This is a genomic window from Actibacterium sp. 188UL27-1 (assembly GCF_016901225.1).
Lineage (GTDB): Bacteria > Pseudomonadota > Alphaproteobacteria > Rhodobacterales > Rhodobacteraceae > 188UL27-1.
Genome location: NZ_JAFEUL010000007.1, coordinates 84,810 through 102,621 on the forward strand (window position 1 = coordinate 84,810; position 17,812 = coordinate 102,621).

Sequence of the window (17,812 nt, forward strand, 5' to 3'; positions counted from 1 at the left end):
GCGACTTGCACCCGCTTTGGTTTGTACCCACTTTGCGAATAAGCTCCGCTGTGAGGGCAACATTACGGGAGGACGGCAATGGGTTTTGCCAATCTGGCCGATCGCGATGCGGTCGAGAATGAAATGGCATGGGAAGATCGGGACGTTCCGACAACCCTTTACCAACTGCTGACCAAGACGAAGGAGGCCCATGGCCACCGAAATGGTGTGACCTTCCAATTGCTCTCTGGCCCCAAAGACAAGGCCGAGACGATGACCTGGGCCGACATCCACACAAAGACCACACAGGCCGCGAACATGTTTCGGGGGCTTGGCATCGGCGAAAATGATGTGGTGGCGTATTTGCTGCCCAATGCGAATGAGACGGTCCTGACCTTGCTGGGCGGTGCGGTGGCTGGCATTGCCAACCCGATCAATCCGCTTCTGGATCCCGAACAGATCGCCGCCATCCTGCGGGAGACCGGGGCCAAGGTTCTGGTCACGCTGAAAGCATTTCCCAAGACCGATGTCGCAGAGAAAGCCGCCGCAGCCGTCGCCATGGCGCCGAATGTCACCCATGTGCTGGAAGTTGATCTGCTGCGCTATCTCACGGGGATCAAGCGCCTGATCGTCCCGCTCTTGCGGCCAAAGGGGACGACGCCACATCAAGCCAAGGTATTGGATTTCAACAAGGAATTGGCCCGCCAGAACACGACGTTGGATTTTGAAGATACCGCCGAAGATCGCGTGGCCGCCTATTTCCATACCGGTGGCACCACGGGAATGCCCAAGGTCGCACAGCACAAATATTCCGGCCTGATCTATAACGGTTGGTGTGGCGATACGCTGCTGTATCAGCCCGAAGATGTTATCATCTGCCCCTTGCCGCTCTTCCATGTCATGGCCTGTCACCCGATCCTGATGTCGATGATCACGGCGGGATCCCATGTGGTTTTCCCGACACCGGCCGGGTATCGCGGCGACGGCGTGTTCGACAATTTCTGGAAGCTGATCGAGCGCTGGCAGGTGACCTTTATGATCACTGTTCCCACCGCACTGTCGGCGCTGATGCAGCGGCCCGTGGATGCCGATATCTCGTCATTGAGACAGGCGTTTTCGGGGTCGTCACCGCTGCCGGTGGAATTGTTCAAGCGGTTCGAGAAGACGACCGGCGTGGAGATTGTCGAAGGGTATGGCCTGACGGAGGCGACCTGCATTGTCTCGTTCAACCCGGTGGATGGCGCCAAGAAGATCGGGTCAATCGGGATCCCCATGCCCTATTCGGATGTGAAGATCCTGAATCACAGCGCCGACGGTGTGGTCGAATGCCCGACCGATACGGTGGGTGAGATCTGCATCGACAGCCCCGGCGTGTTTGCCGGATCCACCTATACCGAGGTCGATAAAAACCACGATCTGTTCCACCACGATGTCTATTTGCGCACCGGTGATCTGGGGCGTGTGGATACCGATGGCTATCTCTGGATCACGGGGCGTGCCAAGGATCTGATCATCAGGGGCGGCCATAATATTGACCCTGCCGAGATCGAGGAAGCGCTGGCCGGTCATCCCGATGTGGCCTTTGCCGGTGCAATTGGTCAACCTGATGCCCATGCGGGTGAACTGCCTTGCGCCTATGTTGAACTGGTCGAAGGCGCCAGCACCACGGTTGATACCCTGATGGCCCATGCCAAGGATCACATCCACGAACGCGCAGCGATCCCAAAACATATCGAGGTCATTCCGGAACTGCCCAAAACCGCGGTGGGCAAGGTTTTTAAACCCGCCTTGCGCAAGCTGGCTATCGAGCGGATCTACAATGCCACCCTGCACGATGCCGGGATCGAGGCCGAAGTGGCCGAAGTTATTGAAGACAAGAAACGCGGCCTGGTCGCGCGCCTGAAAAAGACCGGCACCATCGACAATGAGGCGATTGCCCATCTGTTGGGCAATTTCACCGGTCAGTGGGAATGGGCAGAGCATTAAGACGGGTTGAGCTATGGCGCAGTTCGGACTAGCACGAACACGCTGCGGGCGTGATGGAATGGTAGACATACCAGACTTAAAATCTGAGGGGCGTATGCCCGTGTGGGTTCGAGTCCCACCGCCCGCACCATCACTTTGTATGTGCTAAAACTGTCTCACATGGCGTGGTGGCAGGCCACGCGGGCCTCGCGCAGGTCCAGCATCGCCGGACGCTCCGATTTGCAGACATCGGTGGCCAGGGGGCAGCGGGGGTGAAAGGCACAGCCCGACGGCGGGTTGATGGGGTCGGGGATCTCTCCCTTGGGGGGATCGACCTCCCGCCCGAAGCCGTCCATCTTGGGCGCCGCCGCAAGCAACATCTGGGTGTAGGGATGCTTGGGGTCGGCAAAAAGCTCAGCCGGTGCCGCCTCCTCCACCAGCCGACCCAGATACAGCACGCCGATGCGATCCGCCATGTGCTGCACCACGGTCAGGTCATGGCTGATAAACAGATAAGTCAGTCCGAACGTATCCTTGAGATCGCTCATCAGGTTCAACACCTGCGCCTGGACCGATACATCCAAGGCCGAGGTCGGCTCGTCACAGACGATCAGCCGCGGCTCTGACGCCAGGGCGCGGGCGACGCAGATCCGCTGCCTTTGCCCGCCCGAGAATTCGTGGGGAAACTTGCCCGCATCCCGCGCGACCAGGCCAACCTGTTCCAGCAGCCGTTCGGCCAGGCCATCGGTTTTGCCCCCTTTTGCGGCCACCGGCTCCACGATGATGTCACGCACCCGCCAGCGCGGGTTGAGCGAGGCATAGGGATCCTGAAAGATCATCTGAATGTCAGAACGGGTCTGTTCAACGGCACCGCGATCACTCTCGCGCGCCAGATCAACACCGCCGATGGTCACCGATCCGCTGCTGGGTGCCGTCAGGCCCACCACGATTTTGCCAATGGTCGATTTGCCGGATCCGCTTTCGCCGACCAATGCGTAAATGCTGCGATCCTCAATCTGCAGGCTGACATCGGAAACGGCCGTCAAAAGCGATTTCGGCAACCGTTCGAGCACCCGGTTGAGCCATGGTTTTGAAACGTCGAAAACGCGGGTCAGGTTGGAGATCTCGACAAGCGCCATCAGACCAACGCCCCCACCGGATACCAACAGGCCGACCGTCCTGCATCGGCAGCCAGATCCGGCGCTGGATTCTGCCGACATTTACCTTGCACACAATCACACCGGGGGTGAAAGGCACATCCGTCGGGCAAGGCATCCAACCGCGGCATGGCGCCCGGGATCTGGTGCAACCGGGCCTTCCCCTGGGAGGCCAGGGGCGTGGCCCCCATAAGGCCGCGTGTATAGGGATGGTGTGGCGCGGTCAGCACGTCACGCACCGGCCCGATCTCGGCCAGCCGCCCGGCATACATCACGGCCACACGGTCCGCTGTTTCGGCGATCACACCCATATCATGGGTGATCAGCATCACCGCAGTCCCCCGCTCCCGACAGAGCCTTTTGAGCAACGCGATGATCTGCGCCTGAACCGAGACGTCGAGGGCCGTTGTCGGCTCATCCGCGATCACCAGACTGGGTTCGGCGCATAGGGCAAGCGCGATGACTACGCGCTGGCGCATCCCGCCGGAAAACTCGTGGGGGTAGCTGTCGATCCGGGCCGCGGCAGCTGGGATGCCAACCTCCTCCAAGGCCTGGATGGCGCGTTTGCGAGCTTCGGACATCGAGATATCCAGATGCGCCGTCATCGTCTCAACCAACTGATCGCCGATCTGTAACAAGGGGTTCAGTGAAGTCAGCGGATCCTGAAACACCATTCCGATCTTCTTGCCGCGCAAGCGGCGCATGGCGTCGCCCTTCAGGGCGTCAATTCGAGTGCCGCCCAACCAGATCTCCCCACCGGCAATATGGGCAGGTCGGTTCAAAAGCCCGATGACCGCATTCCCCGCCATGGACTTGCCGGCACCACTTTCACCGACCACGCCCAGGATCTCTCCCGGTTGAATGTCATAGCTGACCTGATCCACGGGGCGCAAAATTCCATGGCGCGTCGGTATGTCGACGGTCAGGTTTCTGATCGAAAGCGTTGGCTCTGTTTGCAAATCTTTCACGATGCGCCTATATCTTGATTGCCAGAATAGATGAAAGGGAACGCCATGCCTGGCCCACAACCCACCGTCATCCGCTTCTAATTCCGATAGCCGCCTGAAAGGCCGCTAAATGATCGACGCTGTCATCCGATGGCAGCGCGCGTAGGACGCCACCCAATTCAGGGCGGCTTTGACGCATTTCCAACATTTCAGCCAATTGTTGATCTGTGGGCCGATCCAGCATCAGGACCCGCGCGAGTTTCAATTCACGCTCTGATCGCCGGGGACCGTCATCAAGGTGGTGAACCACCAGAAACGCGTCCAGCATCGCCTTGGCCCGCAAGGCCGAGCGGAGCGTATCCTGACCCAGATCCCGATAAAACACGACCGCAAGACGCTGCCGGTCGGCTGCCAGCCGATCAAACGCGCCTTCGGTCATCTTGTTGAGATACTGCGCCAGATGCAGATCATTCTGATAATAGCTGACAATGGCCCAGATCACGGTTTCGGGCAGATCACGGATATCCCCGAGATGCTGTTCGAAAATCGTGCTGCGTTCGGGGCCGACGCCAGCGGGCATGCCGCGCAAGGCGCTATCTCCGTCGGCGACGGCAAAGTTGCGGGCATCGCGGTCCAGCGCCTCCAAGATCTGATCCGTTTTGAACTGTTGGGTCAGCCGCGTGAGACTTTCCGAGATCTCGGCGCGCAGCGCCGCTGCCAGTCGGCCAACGCGCTTGTGCTCGCGCTTGGCATCCTCTTCATCGCGGCGGTTGGCCTGACGTTCCTGCTCTTGCTCCCGGACCGATTGCTGGCGGTTGAACAGCAAAACACCGGTGATGGCCGAAATGAATGTCCCGCCGAACCCAATCAGCGCCGCGATGATCCGCCCCCGATTTTCATCGTCCGCGATTGTGACAGACCAGGTCTGTGCAATCAGAACGAGGCTCAGGGCGCCAATGAGGATCCACCAAGGGGATATGGGACGGCCCAGCGGCTGCATGGCCTATCGCAGTTTGGGGTTCAGTGCATCGCGCAGCCAATCCCCCAACAGGTTCACGCTCAGCGCGAGGGCCAGCAAGGTGCAGGCTGGGAAAACAAGGATCCACCATTCACCGGAATACAAAAACCCTTGCCCGATCCGGATCAGTGTGCCCAGCGACGGCTGAGTGGGTGGCGCGCCGACGCCCAAGAAACTGAGCGTCGCCTCGGCAATGATCGCGAGGGCCAGGCTGATCGTGGCGATCACCAGGACCGGCCCCATCACGTTTGGCAGGATATGGCGCAGCATGATGGCAGGGCTGCTGCGCCCGATCAGCCGCGCGGCCTGCACATATTCCTTGCCTTTCTCAACCATGGTGGCGCCACGCACAACCCGGGCGAATTGCACCCAATCACTCAGCCCGATGGCCAGGATCAGCACGATAATCGCCATCTGGTCACGGTATTCGACGGGCGTGAACCCTTTGGCGACCCCGGTGATCAGCATCGCTACCAGGATCGATGGAAAGGTCAGTTGCACGTCGGCCACGCGCATGATGATCGTCTCGGTCCAACCGCCCAGATACCCCGCCAGCAAGCCCATCGTGACACCCAAGACCATGCCAAGCAACACGGCCGTGATGCCCACAAACAACGATACGCGCATTCCGTAAAGGATGGTTGAGAACACGTCACGCCCTTGGTCATCGGTGCCCAGCAGGAACGTATCGCCCGTGAACTGATTCGGCGTCGATGGCGCGGAATAGGCGTTCATCAGGTTCAGCGTGGCCGGATCAAACGGGTTATGGGGCGCAATCAGCGGCGCAAAGATCGCGGATAGCAACAGGATCAACACCACGACGGCCGACACCACGGCCACGGGATTGGTGCGAAAACTATAGGTCAGATCGTTGTCCCAGATCGCGCGCAGGCGCGAGACGCGGACAGGTGCAGTAGGGTCGATATGCGGCAGGCTTTCGTCAGACATCAATGTGCTCCGCTTCGGTCGACCCGCAGCCGCGGATCAATGGCAAAATACAGCATGTCGACGATCAGGTTGATAAAGACAAACATGACCGAAATCATCATCAGGTATGCGGCCATCACCGGGATATCGACAAACTGGATCGCGTTGATGAACAGCAGACCAAGGCCGGGCCACTGAAATACCGTTTCAGTGATAATCGCAAAGGCGATGATGCTGCCAAATTGCATCCCGATAATCGTCACGACGGGCACCAACGTGTTTTTCAAGGCGTGGCGAAAATTCACCGCCCGTTCATTCAGGCCACGGGCCCGGGCAAACCGGATGTAGTCTTGCCTGAGCACTTCGAGCATCTCTGCCCGGACGAGGCGCATGATCAGTGTCATCTGAAACAGCGCCAGCGTGATGGAGGGCAGGATCAGCGCTTTGAGGCCTGAACTGGTCAAGAAACCTGTGCTCCACCCGCCAATTCTGACGACCTGCCCCCGACCGAAGGAAGGCAGGAGATCCAGGTAGACCGAAAAGAAATAGATCAGCAAGATGCCGATCAGGAAGGTCGGCAACGAGACCCCGATCAGGGACGCTGACATAATGACATTGGCCAGGATCCCGTCGCGCCGGATTGCGGTATAAACGCCCAGCGCGATCCCCAGAACCACCGCAATGATCCCCGAAACAAAGGCCAGTTCCAGGGTGGCCGGTGCGCGTTCCAGCAAGATCTCGGCCACGGGGCGGCCCTGCCGGTAACTGATTCCAAGGTTTCCTTGAAAGGCCCCGATCAGGTAATTGCCGTATTGCACGATGAAGGGATCATTCAGGCCCAGAACCTCACGCAGACGCTCGATATCGGCATCGGTGCGTTCCTGACCCAAAAGGTTATCGATGGGGTCACCCACAAAGCGGAACATCGAAAAGGCCACCAGCCCCACGACAAGCAGGACAAGCAGCGACTGAAGGATCCGACGAATGGTATAGGCCAGCATCAGCTAAGCGTGGACCTCTGGCAGGGTGGGGTCAAGTGGTGTATGGTTTCGGATCACGGCGTGTCGCGGACCGGACGCGATGGGCTGTCTGTGATCCAGTAAAGGCTCAAAAACCACACAGCGCAAAGCGCGACGGCACCGAACAAAGCAGCCCATCCTGCTGCCGAAACAATCCAGGCAAAGAGTGGCGGCCCGACAAAGGCCCCGCAACTGCCCAATTGAGCGATGACGCCGTTAGCCGGCCCCACTTGTTCCTGCGTGGCGCACATGCGCGGCACGGCGGCAAAGACGAGTGCGACCAAAACTCCGTTTGCGCAAATCGCCACCAGAATGCCCGCGAAATTGGCAAACGCCGGAAGACCTGTTGCAAAAGCTGGCGCCGCGCCACAGATCATCGCCACGCTGCTGACCATCGCCAGCGGCCGCAAGGACAAGTGGGGCGCGAGCGCACCGTAAAGAACCCCGCCCGCAAGGCTGGCCAAGGCCACCAGCGCGGTCACGCTGCCTGCACGGGCCGCCGTGTATCCCCGTTGATCCGTCAGAAAGAGCGGCAGCATGCTCAGCAGGGCCAATGCGACCAGTGCGACCCCAAAAAAACCTGCCGCGAGCAGCCAGGCCGCCTTGGTCGGTGTCGCGCGGGCCACCGTGCCGGATGGCGGCAAACGCGGCACCAGGATCAAAAGCGCAAGCGCCCCGGCAACCAACAAAGCGGCGTTGACCGTAAAAAGCGCTCGCCACCCCGCGACATCCGAAAGCCACCCGCCCAACAGGGCCGCCAGGCTGAGGCCGCTTGTGTAAAAAATGCTCCACAGGCCCAAGGCCCGCGCCATTTGCCGGGGCGAGGCAACCTGCACCATCAGAGTCGGTGCGGCCACGACCACCAACAGGTAACCGACCCCTTCCAGCAGCCGGGTCAGAAACAGGGCCAGCGGGTTTGGTGCCATCGCCCCCAGCAACACGGCGGCGGCCAGGCCGACTGTGCCAATAAGTAGCGTCTCCCACCCGCCGCGGGCCGCCACCAGATATCCCGCAGCGATACCCGCAAGGGCAGCCGCCAATGCGATCACAGAGATCAGCCACCCCACTGCCGTCAATGACAGGTCGAATGACTGGCTCAAACTATCGGCGGCAGGCGCCACGCGCCCCACTTGCATGGCACCCAGCACGCCCAGGGCAAAGGCCAGCAGGATCGCTGTCCAGTTGGAACCTGCACGCATTTTGAAAACCTCGGATATTGATGCCGCGTTGGATCCCGCCCAACGCGGCCCATCTGCCGCCTTAGTTTACCGTAACCCAACGCAGGATAAAGAAGTTATCGGGGCGTTGGGTCACCTCGATATTCGCCTGTGTGCCCCAAACCAGCGGCTGGATGTAAAGTGGCACATAGGCCCGTTCTTCGGCGAGGATCTGGGTGACCTCGTCGATCATGCCCTGACGGGAGGCCTCGTCAATCTCGGATTGGATCTGGGGCAAAAGCTCATCGACGCGGGCATTGGAATAACCGCCGAAGTTCCAGCTGCCCAGTTTTTTCGCTTCATTGGGTGTGGCGGCCAGAAAGCGGATCGGATGTTCGGCATCAAACGTCCCAGGTGACCAGCCGAGCAGATACATATCAAAATTATCCTCCCGCAGTTCGGGCCAGTAGTTGCGAACAGGCATGGCATCCAGCTCGGCCATGATGCCGACCTGCGCCAGCATTCCAGTGATCGCCTGGCACACCGCCTCATCATTCAAATACCGGTCGTTGGTGCATTTGAACCCGAATGAAAAGCCGTCTGGATAGCCCGCCTCGGTCAGCAATGCCTTGGCCTTTTCAGGGTCGTAATCGGGGCGCTTATTATTGGGTTCCGAAAAACCGCGCATCGCCGCGCTCACCAATTGGCTGGCGGGTTCGGCATTGTTCCGCATGATGGTTTGAAGGATTGCTGGCACATTCACCGCATGGCCCACGGCCTGACGCACCCGGACATCTTTGAACGGATTGGGGTCCCCTGCATTGGCGGCATATTTCAGCGCCTCGGCCTGGTGGGGAAAGCCCAGCATGATCACCCGCGCCTCGATCCCCTGGATCACGTTGACCGCCGCATTGCTGCCAAGGCGCGCAGCATCCTGAATGGGAACCGGATCGATCATGTCCACATCACCCGACAGCAACGCTGCAACGGCGGTGGCCGGATTTTCAATGGGGGTGAACTCGGCTTGGGTGATGTTGTGCTCAACCTCGCCCCACCAATCCGCGTGGGGCTCCAGCACCGTGCGCAATCCGGGCTCGCGCGCCGTGACCTTGAACGCCCCGGTCCCGTTAGCATTCAGTGTGGCGTAGTTGCCGGTTTCCTTGTCCGGCAGGGTCGTGTCATTGGCTTCGGCCCAGCCGCTATCCATCATCATCCAGTTGGCGATGCTGTCCGGGAAAATCGGGTTGGGCGCGGCGGTCAGGATATCGACCGTGTAGTCATCCACCACCTTGACCTCGCTCACCGGCGCAAACCAGCTGCGCGTATCAGAGGCTTCGTTACTGGCGCGTTGATAGCTGAACAGCACATCTTCCGCCGTGAAATCGCTGCCATCGTGGAATTTCACCCCTTCGCGCAAGGTGAACCGCCAGCCCTCGCCATCACCGATCACCTCCCACGCGGTGGCCAATGCGGGTTCGATCACCATGTTCTGGTCGCGCCGAACCAGCCCTTCATAAACATTGTTCAGAAATCCCAGGACGGGCGCCGAGTTTACGGCATGGGGATCCATTGTCTGGGGATCTGTTGTCCCTGCCCAGCGAAAGAATTCGGCCTGCGCAAACGGTGCGCCGACGGTCATCAGTCCCAGCGCAAGCGCCATGGCCGTGTGTGATCGATACATGGGGGGTCCTCTTCCTGTCTGAACGCGCGTCGCCGCGCCGCTCTGCACGGTAGGCCAGAATGACGCAGGGGCAAAGGGGCCGGACGGAACAATTCACATCTCGTCAAGGAAGATCGCAGGGCTGTGAAGCAAGGTGATTGGTATACCTTTTGTCGGCCCCCTAGCGTGCGCGGTGGTGCGACCCACCATTTGGCGAAACAGGGAGTTCCTTGCCATGACAACACTCACTCGACTGACCTGCGGCGTCGCCGCAGGCTTGATATCTTTGTGTGCAGGCGCCGCTATGGCGGCCAGTGTGCAAATCACGATCACCAACAACCAGACGGAACAGGGCCTTTATCTGACCCCGCTTTTCACAACGCTCCATGACGGGTCCTTCGACACGTTCAACCCCGATGACACGGCCAGCCAGGCGCTTGAAGATCTGGCGGAAGAGGGCAGCGTGGGTGGCCTTGTGGCCCAGGCAGAAGCTGGCGGTTTCAGGACCGGCATTCTGGCCAATGCCAACGGATTTGGTGGGGCGCCGGTATTGGACCCCGGAGAGACCGCGACCTTCACCTTTGACAACGTCAATACCGGGACCGAACGGTTCTTGAGCTTTGCGGCCATGGTCATCCCGTCCAACGATGCCTTCATCGGCAATCCGGAAGGGATCGAGATCTTTGATGCCAATGGGAATTTCACAGGTTTGGGGCCCATCGAGCTGAGCTTTGCCAATGTCTGGGACGGCGGCACAGAGGAAAATGACGGCCAGGGCGCAGCCTTCAATCCGACCGGTGGCACATCGACGGACACGTCTGAGGGCGTGGCCTTGCTGGACAGCCTGGCCTTCCTTGACGGTCAGCCCACGGCAGATGGCACGACAGTTGATTTCTCCCAGACCGGCACATCGCTGGCGACCATCGAAATCGCCGTGGTCCCGCTGCCTGCCGCATTGCCGCTCTTGCTGGCTGGCCTGGGCGGTCTGACGGTTCTGGGCCGCCGTCGTCGCACCTGATCGCTCGATCTTCTGAAACATCGGGGGTGCCAGATGGCGCCCCCACCCGCCTCTATTGCCCAGCGATGGGGCTTAGGGGTCGATCTCAGGACGCCACCATTTGGGTCGCGCTCCCTTGTAGGAATGTTTGGCTGGTTTGAGCGCTTTTAGATGCGGCTTGTCGAATGTACCTGTCAGCAGTGCGATCACCGGCGCATCATCGATGGCCCCGATCGAGCTTCCGCAAATGGGACAAAATGCCCGGCATGACATCTCCGACGACCGAAAGACCGAAGGCGACCCACCCGGCCCAGCCCACGTCACGGCATCTGCCGGAACTTCGAGCCATATCGCCGTTAATGATCCGGTATGGCGCTGGCAAATGAGACATGAACATGTGTGCGCGACGGGGAGCGGACCCGCCACCGAGAAGCGGATATGACCGCAAAGGCAGCCGCCCTCGAAAGACTTCACCGCACTCTCTCCTCCGCCGAAATGCGCTGTGTTACAGATCGAACTGGTTATCTGTCGGGTGGCACATCATTTGGTCGGCCAATAACAGTCATCCGCTCCTGGCAATTAAGGGGATACAGCCCGCGACCACCAGATCAATCTCACGCGCGGATCGTCTGTTTTGCGGTGCCACCCCATAAGCAACCGATATCGGTGAAAACCCGCCCCACCATATCTTGTATTTTCGCTAGTTTCTGCCGCCGCGCTCGGTGGGCGCGGCGATCATCCTGGGTTTTCTGTTCATTGATCAGGCCGGTGCTAGTTTGGCGAGGCGTTTGAGGTTTTGAGCAGCCGCAACGAGGAGGACTTCTTCTTCTGCTCCGGACAGGCCTCGGAGCCGGAGGCGCTTGATGCCGAGATGTCGTGTCAGGTGGGCGAACAACATCTCGACCTCCTTTCGTCGTCGTCGGGCATTCTGGTATGCTTCCGTCTCAGCAATGGCGCCCAGCTTTTCGCGGAGTGGTTCGTCCGTTGAAACGGCAAGACTGCGCGATGGAGCATCGGTGCAGGTCGCCTTGACCGGACACGTCCCACAAACCCGCTTATTCCCCCGATACCGTTTCAATCGTCGCGCCGGGATGTCGGCCCGCAGCGTCAGATCGCGCCCTTGAGGGCAGACGAACAGATCTTACTCAGGATCATGGGTGAAGGCCTCCCGGGTCAGCTTTCCATCCGTTTGCTTTGTCAGATCGAGGACGGGGATGTATTGCGTGATCTTGCGGACTTCGAGTCAGCTCAAAAAAGGGCTTGTGCCGTAAGACGCGTCGGCGTCCGGCTCTTGGGCGTGAATCCATTTTCCTTGCTGCGGTCGAGCATGGCTTTGGCGGCAATGATCTCGTGGCTCAGCCGCGCAGGTGTTGCCTCGACATCGACATGATGCAGTTCAGACCGGCGTCCATGCAGCGCGCGACGATCAGCGCAAAGACACTACGCAGCACATCGCCCTCGGCAAAGCGGCCATAGCGGCTCTTAGAGAAGGTCGAACGATCCGGCACAGGGCAATCCAGACCGAGCTTGCAAAACCACCGGTAGGCGAGATTGAGATGCACCTCTTGGCAAAGCCGCGTCTCGGACCGGGTGCCGTAGAGATATCCAACCATCGGCATGCCGATCATCAACTCAGGATCGACCAACGGCCGACCTGTGGGGCTGTAGAGGTCGCGGAGGCCCGCTCACAGCTCGGAAAAGTCAAGAAGCCGGTCGATCTGTCGTAGCAGATGGTCCGCCGGGACATGATCCCCAAACCGGAAATCGTTGAAAAGGTTCTCGCCCCATCATCGCCCGTCCCTCCATCCTTTTAACCCGTCAGAAGCAGAGATTTAGACACAAAACAAGGCTGAAAACGCAGCATCTAGTGGCAGGATTTTCACCAATATCGACCGTTTCCGCAGCAATCCGCATTCAAAACAACCGGAATTTTCAAACTATGTCGGGCGTCCCCATCGGCCTGACTTGCATTGAATCGGTGTTCATCAGTAGCGCGCCGAAAACCACCCTCTGCAGCGGCGCTGACCTGATACCAACGACACGTTCAAACCGAAGCCCCGTTGACCAGCCGGTAAGATCCGCACCCGTCATCGGAAGATAGTTTCGATCTGATGGAGGCAAATGAACATGCCAAGCACCAGATTGATTTGAGACGGGCATCATCTGCTTTGCAGTATCCGGGATCAGACGTATATTTGAGCCGCGGCCTGCGTCCTTGAACAAGGCCGTATTCGAAGCGGCACGCACAGCCCGTCGGCTCGTCAAATCTGCGCTGACTGCTTGAAAAGCCCTGTCGATCTCAGACCCGTTCAGCAATGAGGCAGATCTTAAGCGCGTTTGATTTGCTCCCCTCTGTGACGCATCAAAAGCGCATCCGCAAAGATGGACGGTTCAGATTAGCACTCTCCTGCGACCGAAGCCGAACAACCGCTTTAGCCAGTCAGATCTCGGCCAGCCGCTGGGAGATCGTGTCGATCACATCTGTCATGCGGCCAGCAAGGTTTTGCGTTTCATTGGCGATGACGGCAAAGCCCGCACCGGCTTCCCCCGCCCGGGACGCCTCCACCGACGCATTGACCGCCACCATGCGGATCGATGCGCCAATGCGCCCAACCTCCTTGATCGCCTGGTCTGCGTCGTGCCTGGCCGAGGTGGAGCGACGGGTCCCTTCCGCGTCCAACGCCTCGATCGAGAGTTCGAGGAACAGATTGATGGCGGGCTCTATCTTTTCGACGTAGTCGCGAGCGAGGTCCGGCTGCTTGTCCAGCCACCGGCCCACGACTTCGGCATCACATGCCTCCTCAACGGTAAGAGGGGCGAACCTGTCGATGGCCGCCAATGCCTCCCGATGGGCCGCCTTCATCGCCTCACCCGGTTCGATGCCCGCATCCGCGATCAATTGACTAAAGGACACACGCAACATGCGCTGCGCCATCCGCAACCGCTCCACCGCGCTTTCAATGACGCCTTGCGACCATAGACACGCATTCTGCCGGTGCGCTTTCGCCAAAAGGAGCGTGAGTATGGCAATCCTGGCCGGCCCAACCGAACTGAAGATCTGATGGTTGATACTATTGATGAATGAGCGTCTGGTCATCGTGATCCGGCCCCCGAACTGCCGCTCATACATACCGTCAGAGGCTGAACAGCTCATTAATCGGGGGCCACTTTAACGCAGACCGCATCGCGCAAATTGCGGCCGGGCCAGGATCCCGCGGATCTCAGCCCGGCCCCCTTGATCAGTTCATTGTAAAATATTTGAACTTGGCGGTGTCTTCCGGTGACACGATCGTGCCGATCTCTGCTTTCATGCCCCAGTTCAGCACCTGGTGGTGGATCGGAATATATAGGTGCTCGGACTGGACGACATCCCAGATCTCTCCGATCATCTGGTTGCGCACATCCAGATCGGTTTCGCTGGCCAGGCCTTGGATCTTAGCATCCAGATCAGCGTTGCTGTAACGCGTCGCATTCCAGGAGCCGTATTTCTCCCCCTTGGTATGGGCCAAGAAGTTGAACACATATTCGCTGTCAAAGGTCGGCACCCCCCAACCCAGCATGTAGAAATCGGTGTCCAGGTTGCTGAGCAACGGGAAATGTTGGGCCTTGGGCTTGGCATCCAGGTTCACGGTGATGCCGATCTGGGCGAACATGCCAACCGCCGCCTGACAGATCGACTCGTCATTGATGTAGCGGTCATTGGGGCAATCCAGTTGGATACTGAACCCGTCGCCATAGCCCGCTTCGGTCATCAACGCCTTGGCCGCTGCAACATCGGTCACCGAGGCGGCATCGCGCTCTTCCGTCCAGCCATTCACAAACGGGGGGGCAATCATGCCCGCCGGTTGGGACTGCCCGCGCATCACCACCTGCTGGATTGCATCACGGTTGATCGCCATCGACATAGCCTGGCGCACCCGCACATCCGACAGGGGATTGGCGCCGTCGACACTGTCATTGGCCAGATCCTCGTCCCCCATATTCATGCCAAAGAAGATGACCCGGTTCTGCGGAGATGTCCGCACATCCAGACCATCGGTATCAGCCACCCGCTTGAGGTCCTGCACCGGTACATCCTGGATAAAATCAACCTCGCCCGACAGCAGCGCCGCCACCCGGGTCGCGGCGTTCTGGATCGGGGTATAGATGATCTCGGTCACCTGCATGGGGAACTCGTCCTTGCCCCAATAGTCCTCATTCAGGGTCAGCACGGTTTTGACATCGGGCTCCCGGCTGACCAGTTTGTAGGGTCCGGTGCCGTTGGCATTCTTGGCTGCAAACGTATCCTCGCCACCTTCGTAATCCTGCACCTTGGTGGCGTTGTTCGCCTCCGCCCAATCCTTGTCCATGATGAACATGTTCGTCAGGTTGGCGGGCATGATCGGGTTGGGGCCGTCGGTCAGAATCTCGATCACATGGGATTCAGGCGCGCGGATCTCGGCCACGCTGGCCAGCAACTCCTTGTAATCGCTGTCCGGCGTCATGGCACGTTCCAGGCTAAACTTCACGTCCTCGCTGTCAAAGGTCGCACCGTCATGGAACGTCACCCCTTCGCGCAGTTTGAAGGTCCAGACATTGGGATCTTCCTCCGACACACCCCATTCCGTCGCCAAGGCGGGCACCAGCGTGCCCTCCATGTCGCGGATCACCAGCCCTTCCATGATCTGGTGCGCCAGGGCAGAGGTCGGCCCTTCGTTCTGGGCATGGGGGTCAAGGGTCAGTGCGTCGCCAGCACGGGCCCACCGGATCGTCTCTGAATGGGCGGTCAGCGCCGTTGAGGTCAGCAGCGCTGCCGCAAGTAAGGTCGAAGTCTGTTTCATATCAAAGGCTCCCTGTTTTTCTGGGGCCAATGATTGGTGAAATCCCGCGAAGTGCAAGCCAAACCGGCTCCTTAGTGTCGCGACCAGCCCCAAATAACCGGGGCTGGCCCAATCTTTAGCCCGTCGAGGAGGTACGGAACCATCCCAGGTGCCGGAAGATCAGCCAATCGAGCGCCAGGACCAGGATCAACGACGCGCCCACCAGCGGCAGGAGCAGCGACAGCGCAATGACCAGAACGATCATGCCAGTGCCGAGGGACGCTTCGGGTGCTGCAGGAACACCCAGCGATCCCGCAGGCCGCCGCATCCACCAGACCACAAAACCCGACACTGACAGCACCACACCCAGCACAGCGGCCAGCGTGTTCTGCGCGATGTTGAGCCAGCCATAAAGCTCCCCCTGATGGAACGAGATCCCGAGGGAAACGGCCTGTGACACGCCAGGATTGGCGGCAAAATCGTGGCGTTTCAACACCGCGCCCGAATACTGATCCACGATCAACTCGGTCTGATCGTAGCGGTTCAGGCTGGCCGACCGGATCCAGAACGCCCCCTCCGTGCCCTTGGCAGGACGCATCTCGTAAGGTGCCACCAGCCCTTCGGCCTTAGCGACGTCAAAGACCTGTTGATAAGCGATGGGTGTTCCATCAGCGATCGTCGAATCCGGCACATCCCCACCAAAGCGCAGGCTCTTGGATTTGGTCCCCGTCCGTTCCTGAACATAGGACAACCCACCGCCCCACACGTCAGTCCAGGGAAGGCCGGTAATGATGATTGGCACGATCAGGAGAGTTGCCAAAAAACCGGTAAACATATGCGTCTCGCGCCACCAACTGCGCCCCTTGCCCGATGGCAGGCTCACCGCCTTGACAAGGGTGCGCTGCCCGCGTGGCCACCACAGATAGATCCCGGTGATGAACATCACGATCGACCAATGGGCGGCAAGTTCCACAAACTTTGTGCCCACATCGCCCAACAAAAGCTCCCCATGGAACTTGCGCAGGACCCGCATAGCGGTCGCGTCCCGCGGGACCACGGCCAGAACCTCTGCGGTGTAGGGGTTGACCCAGGCCAGCGACCGGACCTTGTCGGTGTTATCGAATTCGATGACGGTTGACCGGGTCGGGTCATCTTCGATTGTCACACCGCGCAAACGCGTGACACCGGCCGCCGCTTCGACGGCGGCGACTTGCGCCTCATAACTCTGGCGGGTCTCGCCCACAGCGACATTCAGGCGATCCGCATAGATCACCTCCTCGATCTGCGGCTTGTAAAGGTAGATCCCCCCGGTCAGGGCCAGCATGGCCATGAAGGGCAGGACGAACAGAGATGCCAGGAAATGCCATTTCCAGACAAGGCGATAAAAGGCTCCACCGGTCGTGTTCGACGCAGCGGATGCCGATGCAGTGACATCGGTCATCGGAATATCCTCGAATATAGTGTTGGAAAAACGGAAAAAGGCAGACTACGCCCGACGCGGTGGCCCGCGTGAAAACCGTTGTCCCGCAAGCCTCTCTTGATCGGGGGCCTGGTGCAGCTTCAAGGAAAATGGCCGCGCATAAGACCGCGCCAGGAGCGTCCAGTCAGGAGCAACCGCTTTGGTCAGCACCACGACATCGCCCATGACGCAATGGGTGAACGTGGTCTCGGGGGCGTCCACCGGCTCCCCATCCGGTCCGACCTTGACGGTGATCAGCCGGTCGCCCGCGCAAATCACGTAACTTTGGACCCCCGGCACAATCTCGGCCAATACGGCAAACATCGACGGCAGTGTGAGACAGGTCACCAAGACCCATAGCCCTGCGGCGCGGCGCAACCGTTCCCCCCAAGATCCCTGACGATCAGCCAAACTGCGGCCCCGCATTGTTTCCATCTTAAGTCGCATTTGGTTTAACTTGCGAAACAATCGTTAAGAGCCGCTGAATATGCGACAGATTACCCCTAACCGTTAACAACCCGAAACTCATCGATCAACGGCGCAAATGCGCAGGAACCGGGCTGTCCACCTGATCCTCGCCCCATAGACAGGGCCGAAAAGGAGAGTTTCGATGATCGACCATACCCCTATTCCCCCGCCTGTCGCGACATGTAACTGGGAGGATGTCGCCACAGATCTGACCGGCCATGGCCACGCCGATCTTGGCCCCGTCTTGGGGCCATCGGTCG

The 17,812-nt window shown here is 59.6% G+C and carries 15 protein-coding genes, 1 tRNA gene and 1 pseudogene; 3 read left to right on the forward strand and 14 right to left on the reverse strand.

Translation table 11 applies throughout. The features are described 5' to 3' along the window. The first annotated feature begins 78 nt into the window (after positions 1-78). Together IU397_RS11220 and IU397_RS11225 are read left to right on the forward strand one after the other, a co-directional pair. Complete coding sequence (locus tag IU397_RS11220) at positions 79-1,965, forward strand: acyl-CoA synthetase (RefSeq protein ID WP_204413550.1); 1,887 nt, start codon at positions 79-81, stop codon at positions 1,963-1,965. Positions 1,966-2,009: 44 nt separating this feature from the next. Next, positions 2,010-2,095 (forward strand) — tRNA-Leu (locus IU397_RS11225). A gap of 25 nt (positions 2,096-2,120) precedes the next feature. On the opposite strand, the gene IU397_RS11230 is transcribed toward IU397_RS11225, so the two are convergent. From IU397_RS11230 to IU397_RS11260, 7 genes are all read right to left on the reverse strand, one after another. Beyond that, positions 2,121-3,083: an ABC transporter ATP-binding protein gene (locus IU397_RS11230; protein ID WP_204413554.1), complete on the reverse strand. Its 963-nt coding sequence runs from the start codon at positions 3,081-3,083 to the stop codon at positions 2,121-2,123. Continuing rightward, positions 3,083-4,069, reverse strand: a complete 987-nt coding sequence (locus IU397_RS11235) for an ABC transporter ATP-binding protein (protein WP_370541661.1) — start codon at positions 4,067-4,069, stop codon at positions 3,083-3,085. Before IU397_RS11235 ends, IU397_RS11230 begins: the two co-directional genes overlap by 1 nt. A gap of 67 nt (positions 4,070-4,136) precedes the next feature. Continuing rightward, positions 4,137-5,048, reverse strand: coding sequence for a hypothetical protein (locus tag IU397_RS11240; protein ID WP_204413555.1), 912 nt, complete (start codon positions 5,046-5,048; stop codon positions 4,137-4,139). A 3-nt stretch (positions 5,049-5,051) separates the two neighbouring features. Then, positions 5,052-6,014, reverse strand: a complete 963-nt coding sequence (locus tag IU397_RS11245; protein ID WP_204413557.1) for an ABC transporter permease — start codon at positions 6,012-6,014, stop codon at positions 5,052-5,054. Next, complete coding sequence (locus IU397_RS11250; protein ID WP_204413559.1) at positions 6,014-6,994, reverse strand: ABC transporter permease; 981 nt, start codon at positions 6,992-6,994, stop codon at positions 6,014-6,016. The genes IU397_RS11245 and IU397_RS11250 overlap by 1 nt, the downstream gene beginning before the upstream one ends. Before the next feature lie 53 nt (positions 6,995-7,047). Then, positions 7,048-8,211 (reverse strand): CynX/NimT family MFS transporter, encoded by a 1,164-nt coding sequence (locus IU397_RS11255; protein WP_204413561.1) that lies wholly within the window; start codon positions 8,209-8,211, stop codon positions 7,048-7,050. A gap of 61 nt (positions 8,212-8,272) precedes the next feature. Further along, positions 8,273-9,850, reverse strand: a complete 1,578-nt coding sequence (locus tag IU397_RS11260) for an ABC transporter substrate-binding protein (protein ID WP_239479737.1) — start codon at positions 9,848-9,850, stop codon at positions 8,273-8,275. Between the two features lie 214 nt (positions 9,851-10,064). Here IU397_RS11260 and IU397_RS11265 point away from each other — a divergent pair, with 214 nt between their 5' ends. After that, positions 10,065-10,847: a spondin domain-containing protein gene (locus tag IU397_RS11265; protein ID WP_204413781.1), complete on the forward strand. Its 783-nt coding sequence runs from the start codon at positions 10,065-10,067 to the stop codon at positions 10,845-10,847. Between the two features lie 72 nt (positions 10,848-10,919). Here the strand turns inward: IU397_RS11265 and IU397_RS23860 are convergent, their stop codons facing one another. The 7 genes and pseudogenes from IU397_RS23860 to IU397_RS11295 all read right to left on the reverse strand — a co-directional run bounded on the left by IU397_RS23860 (position 10,920) and on the right by IU397_RS11295 (position 17,519). Further along, positions 10,920-11,300 (reverse strand): GFA family protein, encoded by a 381-nt coding sequence (locus tag IU397_RS23860; RefSeq protein ID WP_204413563.1) that lies wholly within the window; start codon positions 11,298-11,300, stop codon positions 10,920-10,922. Positions 11,301-11,586: 286 nt separating this feature from the next. Continuing rightward, complete coding sequence (locus IU397_RS23865; RefSeq protein ID WP_370541662.1) at positions 11,587-11,904, reverse strand: transposase; 318 nt, start codon at positions 11,902-11,904, stop codon at positions 11,587-11,589. A gap of 319 nt (positions 11,905-12,223) precedes the next feature. Next, positions 12,224-12,607, reverse strand: a pseudogene (locus IU397_RS23870) (transposase); the annotation flags it as partial. A 659-nt stretch (positions 12,608-13,266) separates the two neighbouring features. Then, on the reverse strand, positions 13,267-13,923 hold the full coding sequence (locus IU397_RS11280; protein ID WP_239479738.1) for a methyl-accepting chemotaxis protein: 657 nt from the start codon (positions 13,921-13,923) through the stop codon (positions 13,267-13,269). Positions 13,924-14,065: 142 nt separating this feature from the next. After that, positions 14,066-15,646, reverse strand: a complete 1,581-nt coding sequence (locus IU397_RS11285; protein WP_204413567.1) for an ABC transporter substrate-binding protein — start codon at positions 15,644-15,646, stop codon at positions 14,066-14,068. Between the two features lie 115 nt (positions 15,647-15,761). Further along, complete coding sequence (locus tag IU397_RS11290) at positions 15,762-17,066, reverse strand: PepSY domain-containing protein (RefSeq protein ID WP_204413569.1); 1,305 nt, start codon at positions 17,064-17,066, stop codon at positions 15,762-15,764. 45 nt (positions 17,067-17,111) lie between these two features. After that, positions 17,112-17,519 (reverse strand): hypothetical protein, encoded by a 408-nt coding sequence (locus IU397_RS11295; RefSeq protein WP_204413570.1) that lies wholly within the window; start codon positions 17,517-17,519, stop codon positions 17,112-17,114. Positions 17,520-17,812 lie beyond the last annotated feature (293 nt).

Bases quoted from the DNA above. Each gene is read 5' to 3' on its own strand.
- IU397_RS11220 (WP_204413550.1), top strand. From the start codon at position 79: ATGGGTTTTGCCAATCTGGCCGATCGCGATGCGGTCGAGAATGAAATG.
- IU397_RS11230 (WP_204413554.1), bottom strand. From the start codon at position 3,083: ATGGCGCTTGTCGAGATCTCCAACCTGACCCGCGTTTTCGACGTTTCA.
- IU397_RS11240 (WP_204413555.1), bottom strand. From the start codon at position 5,048: ATGCAGCCGCTGGGCCGTCCCATATCCCCTTGGTGGATCCTCATTGGC.
- IU397_RS11245 (WP_204413557.1), bottom strand. From the start codon at position 6,014: ATGTCTGACGAAAGCCTGCCGCATATCGACCCTACTGCACCTGTCCGC.
- IU397_RS11250 (WP_204413559.1), bottom strand. From the start codon at position 6,994: ATGCTGGCCTATACCATTCGTCGGATCCTTCAGTCGCTGCTTGTCCTG.
- IU397_RS11255 (WP_204413561.1), bottom strand. From the start codon at position 8,211: ATGCGTGCAGGTTCCAACTGGACAGCGATCCTGCTGGCCTTTGCCCTG.
- IU397_RS11260 (WP_239479737.1), bottom strand. From the start codon at position 9,850: ATGTATCGATCACACACGGCCATGGCGCTTGCGCTGGGACTGATGACC.
- IU397_RS11265 (WP_204413781.1), top strand. From the start codon at position 10,065: ATGACAACACTCACTCGACTGACCTGCGGCGTCGCCGCAGGCTTGATA.
- IU397_RS11280 (WP_239479738.1), bottom strand. From the start codon at position 13,923: ATGACCAGACGCTCATTCATCAATAGTATCAACCATCAGATCTTCAGT.
- IU397_RS11285 (WP_204413567.1), bottom strand. From the start codon at position 15,646: ATGAAACAGACTTCGACCTTACTTGCGGCAGCGCTGCTGACCTCAACG.
- IU397_RS11290 (WP_204413569.1), bottom strand. From the start codon at position 17,066: ATGACCGATGTCACTGCATCGGCATCCGCTGCGTCGAACACGACCGGT.
- IU397_RS11295 (WP_204413570.1), bottom strand. From the start codon at position 17,519: ATGGAAACAATGCGGGGCCGCAGTTTGGCTGATCGTCAGGGATCTTGG.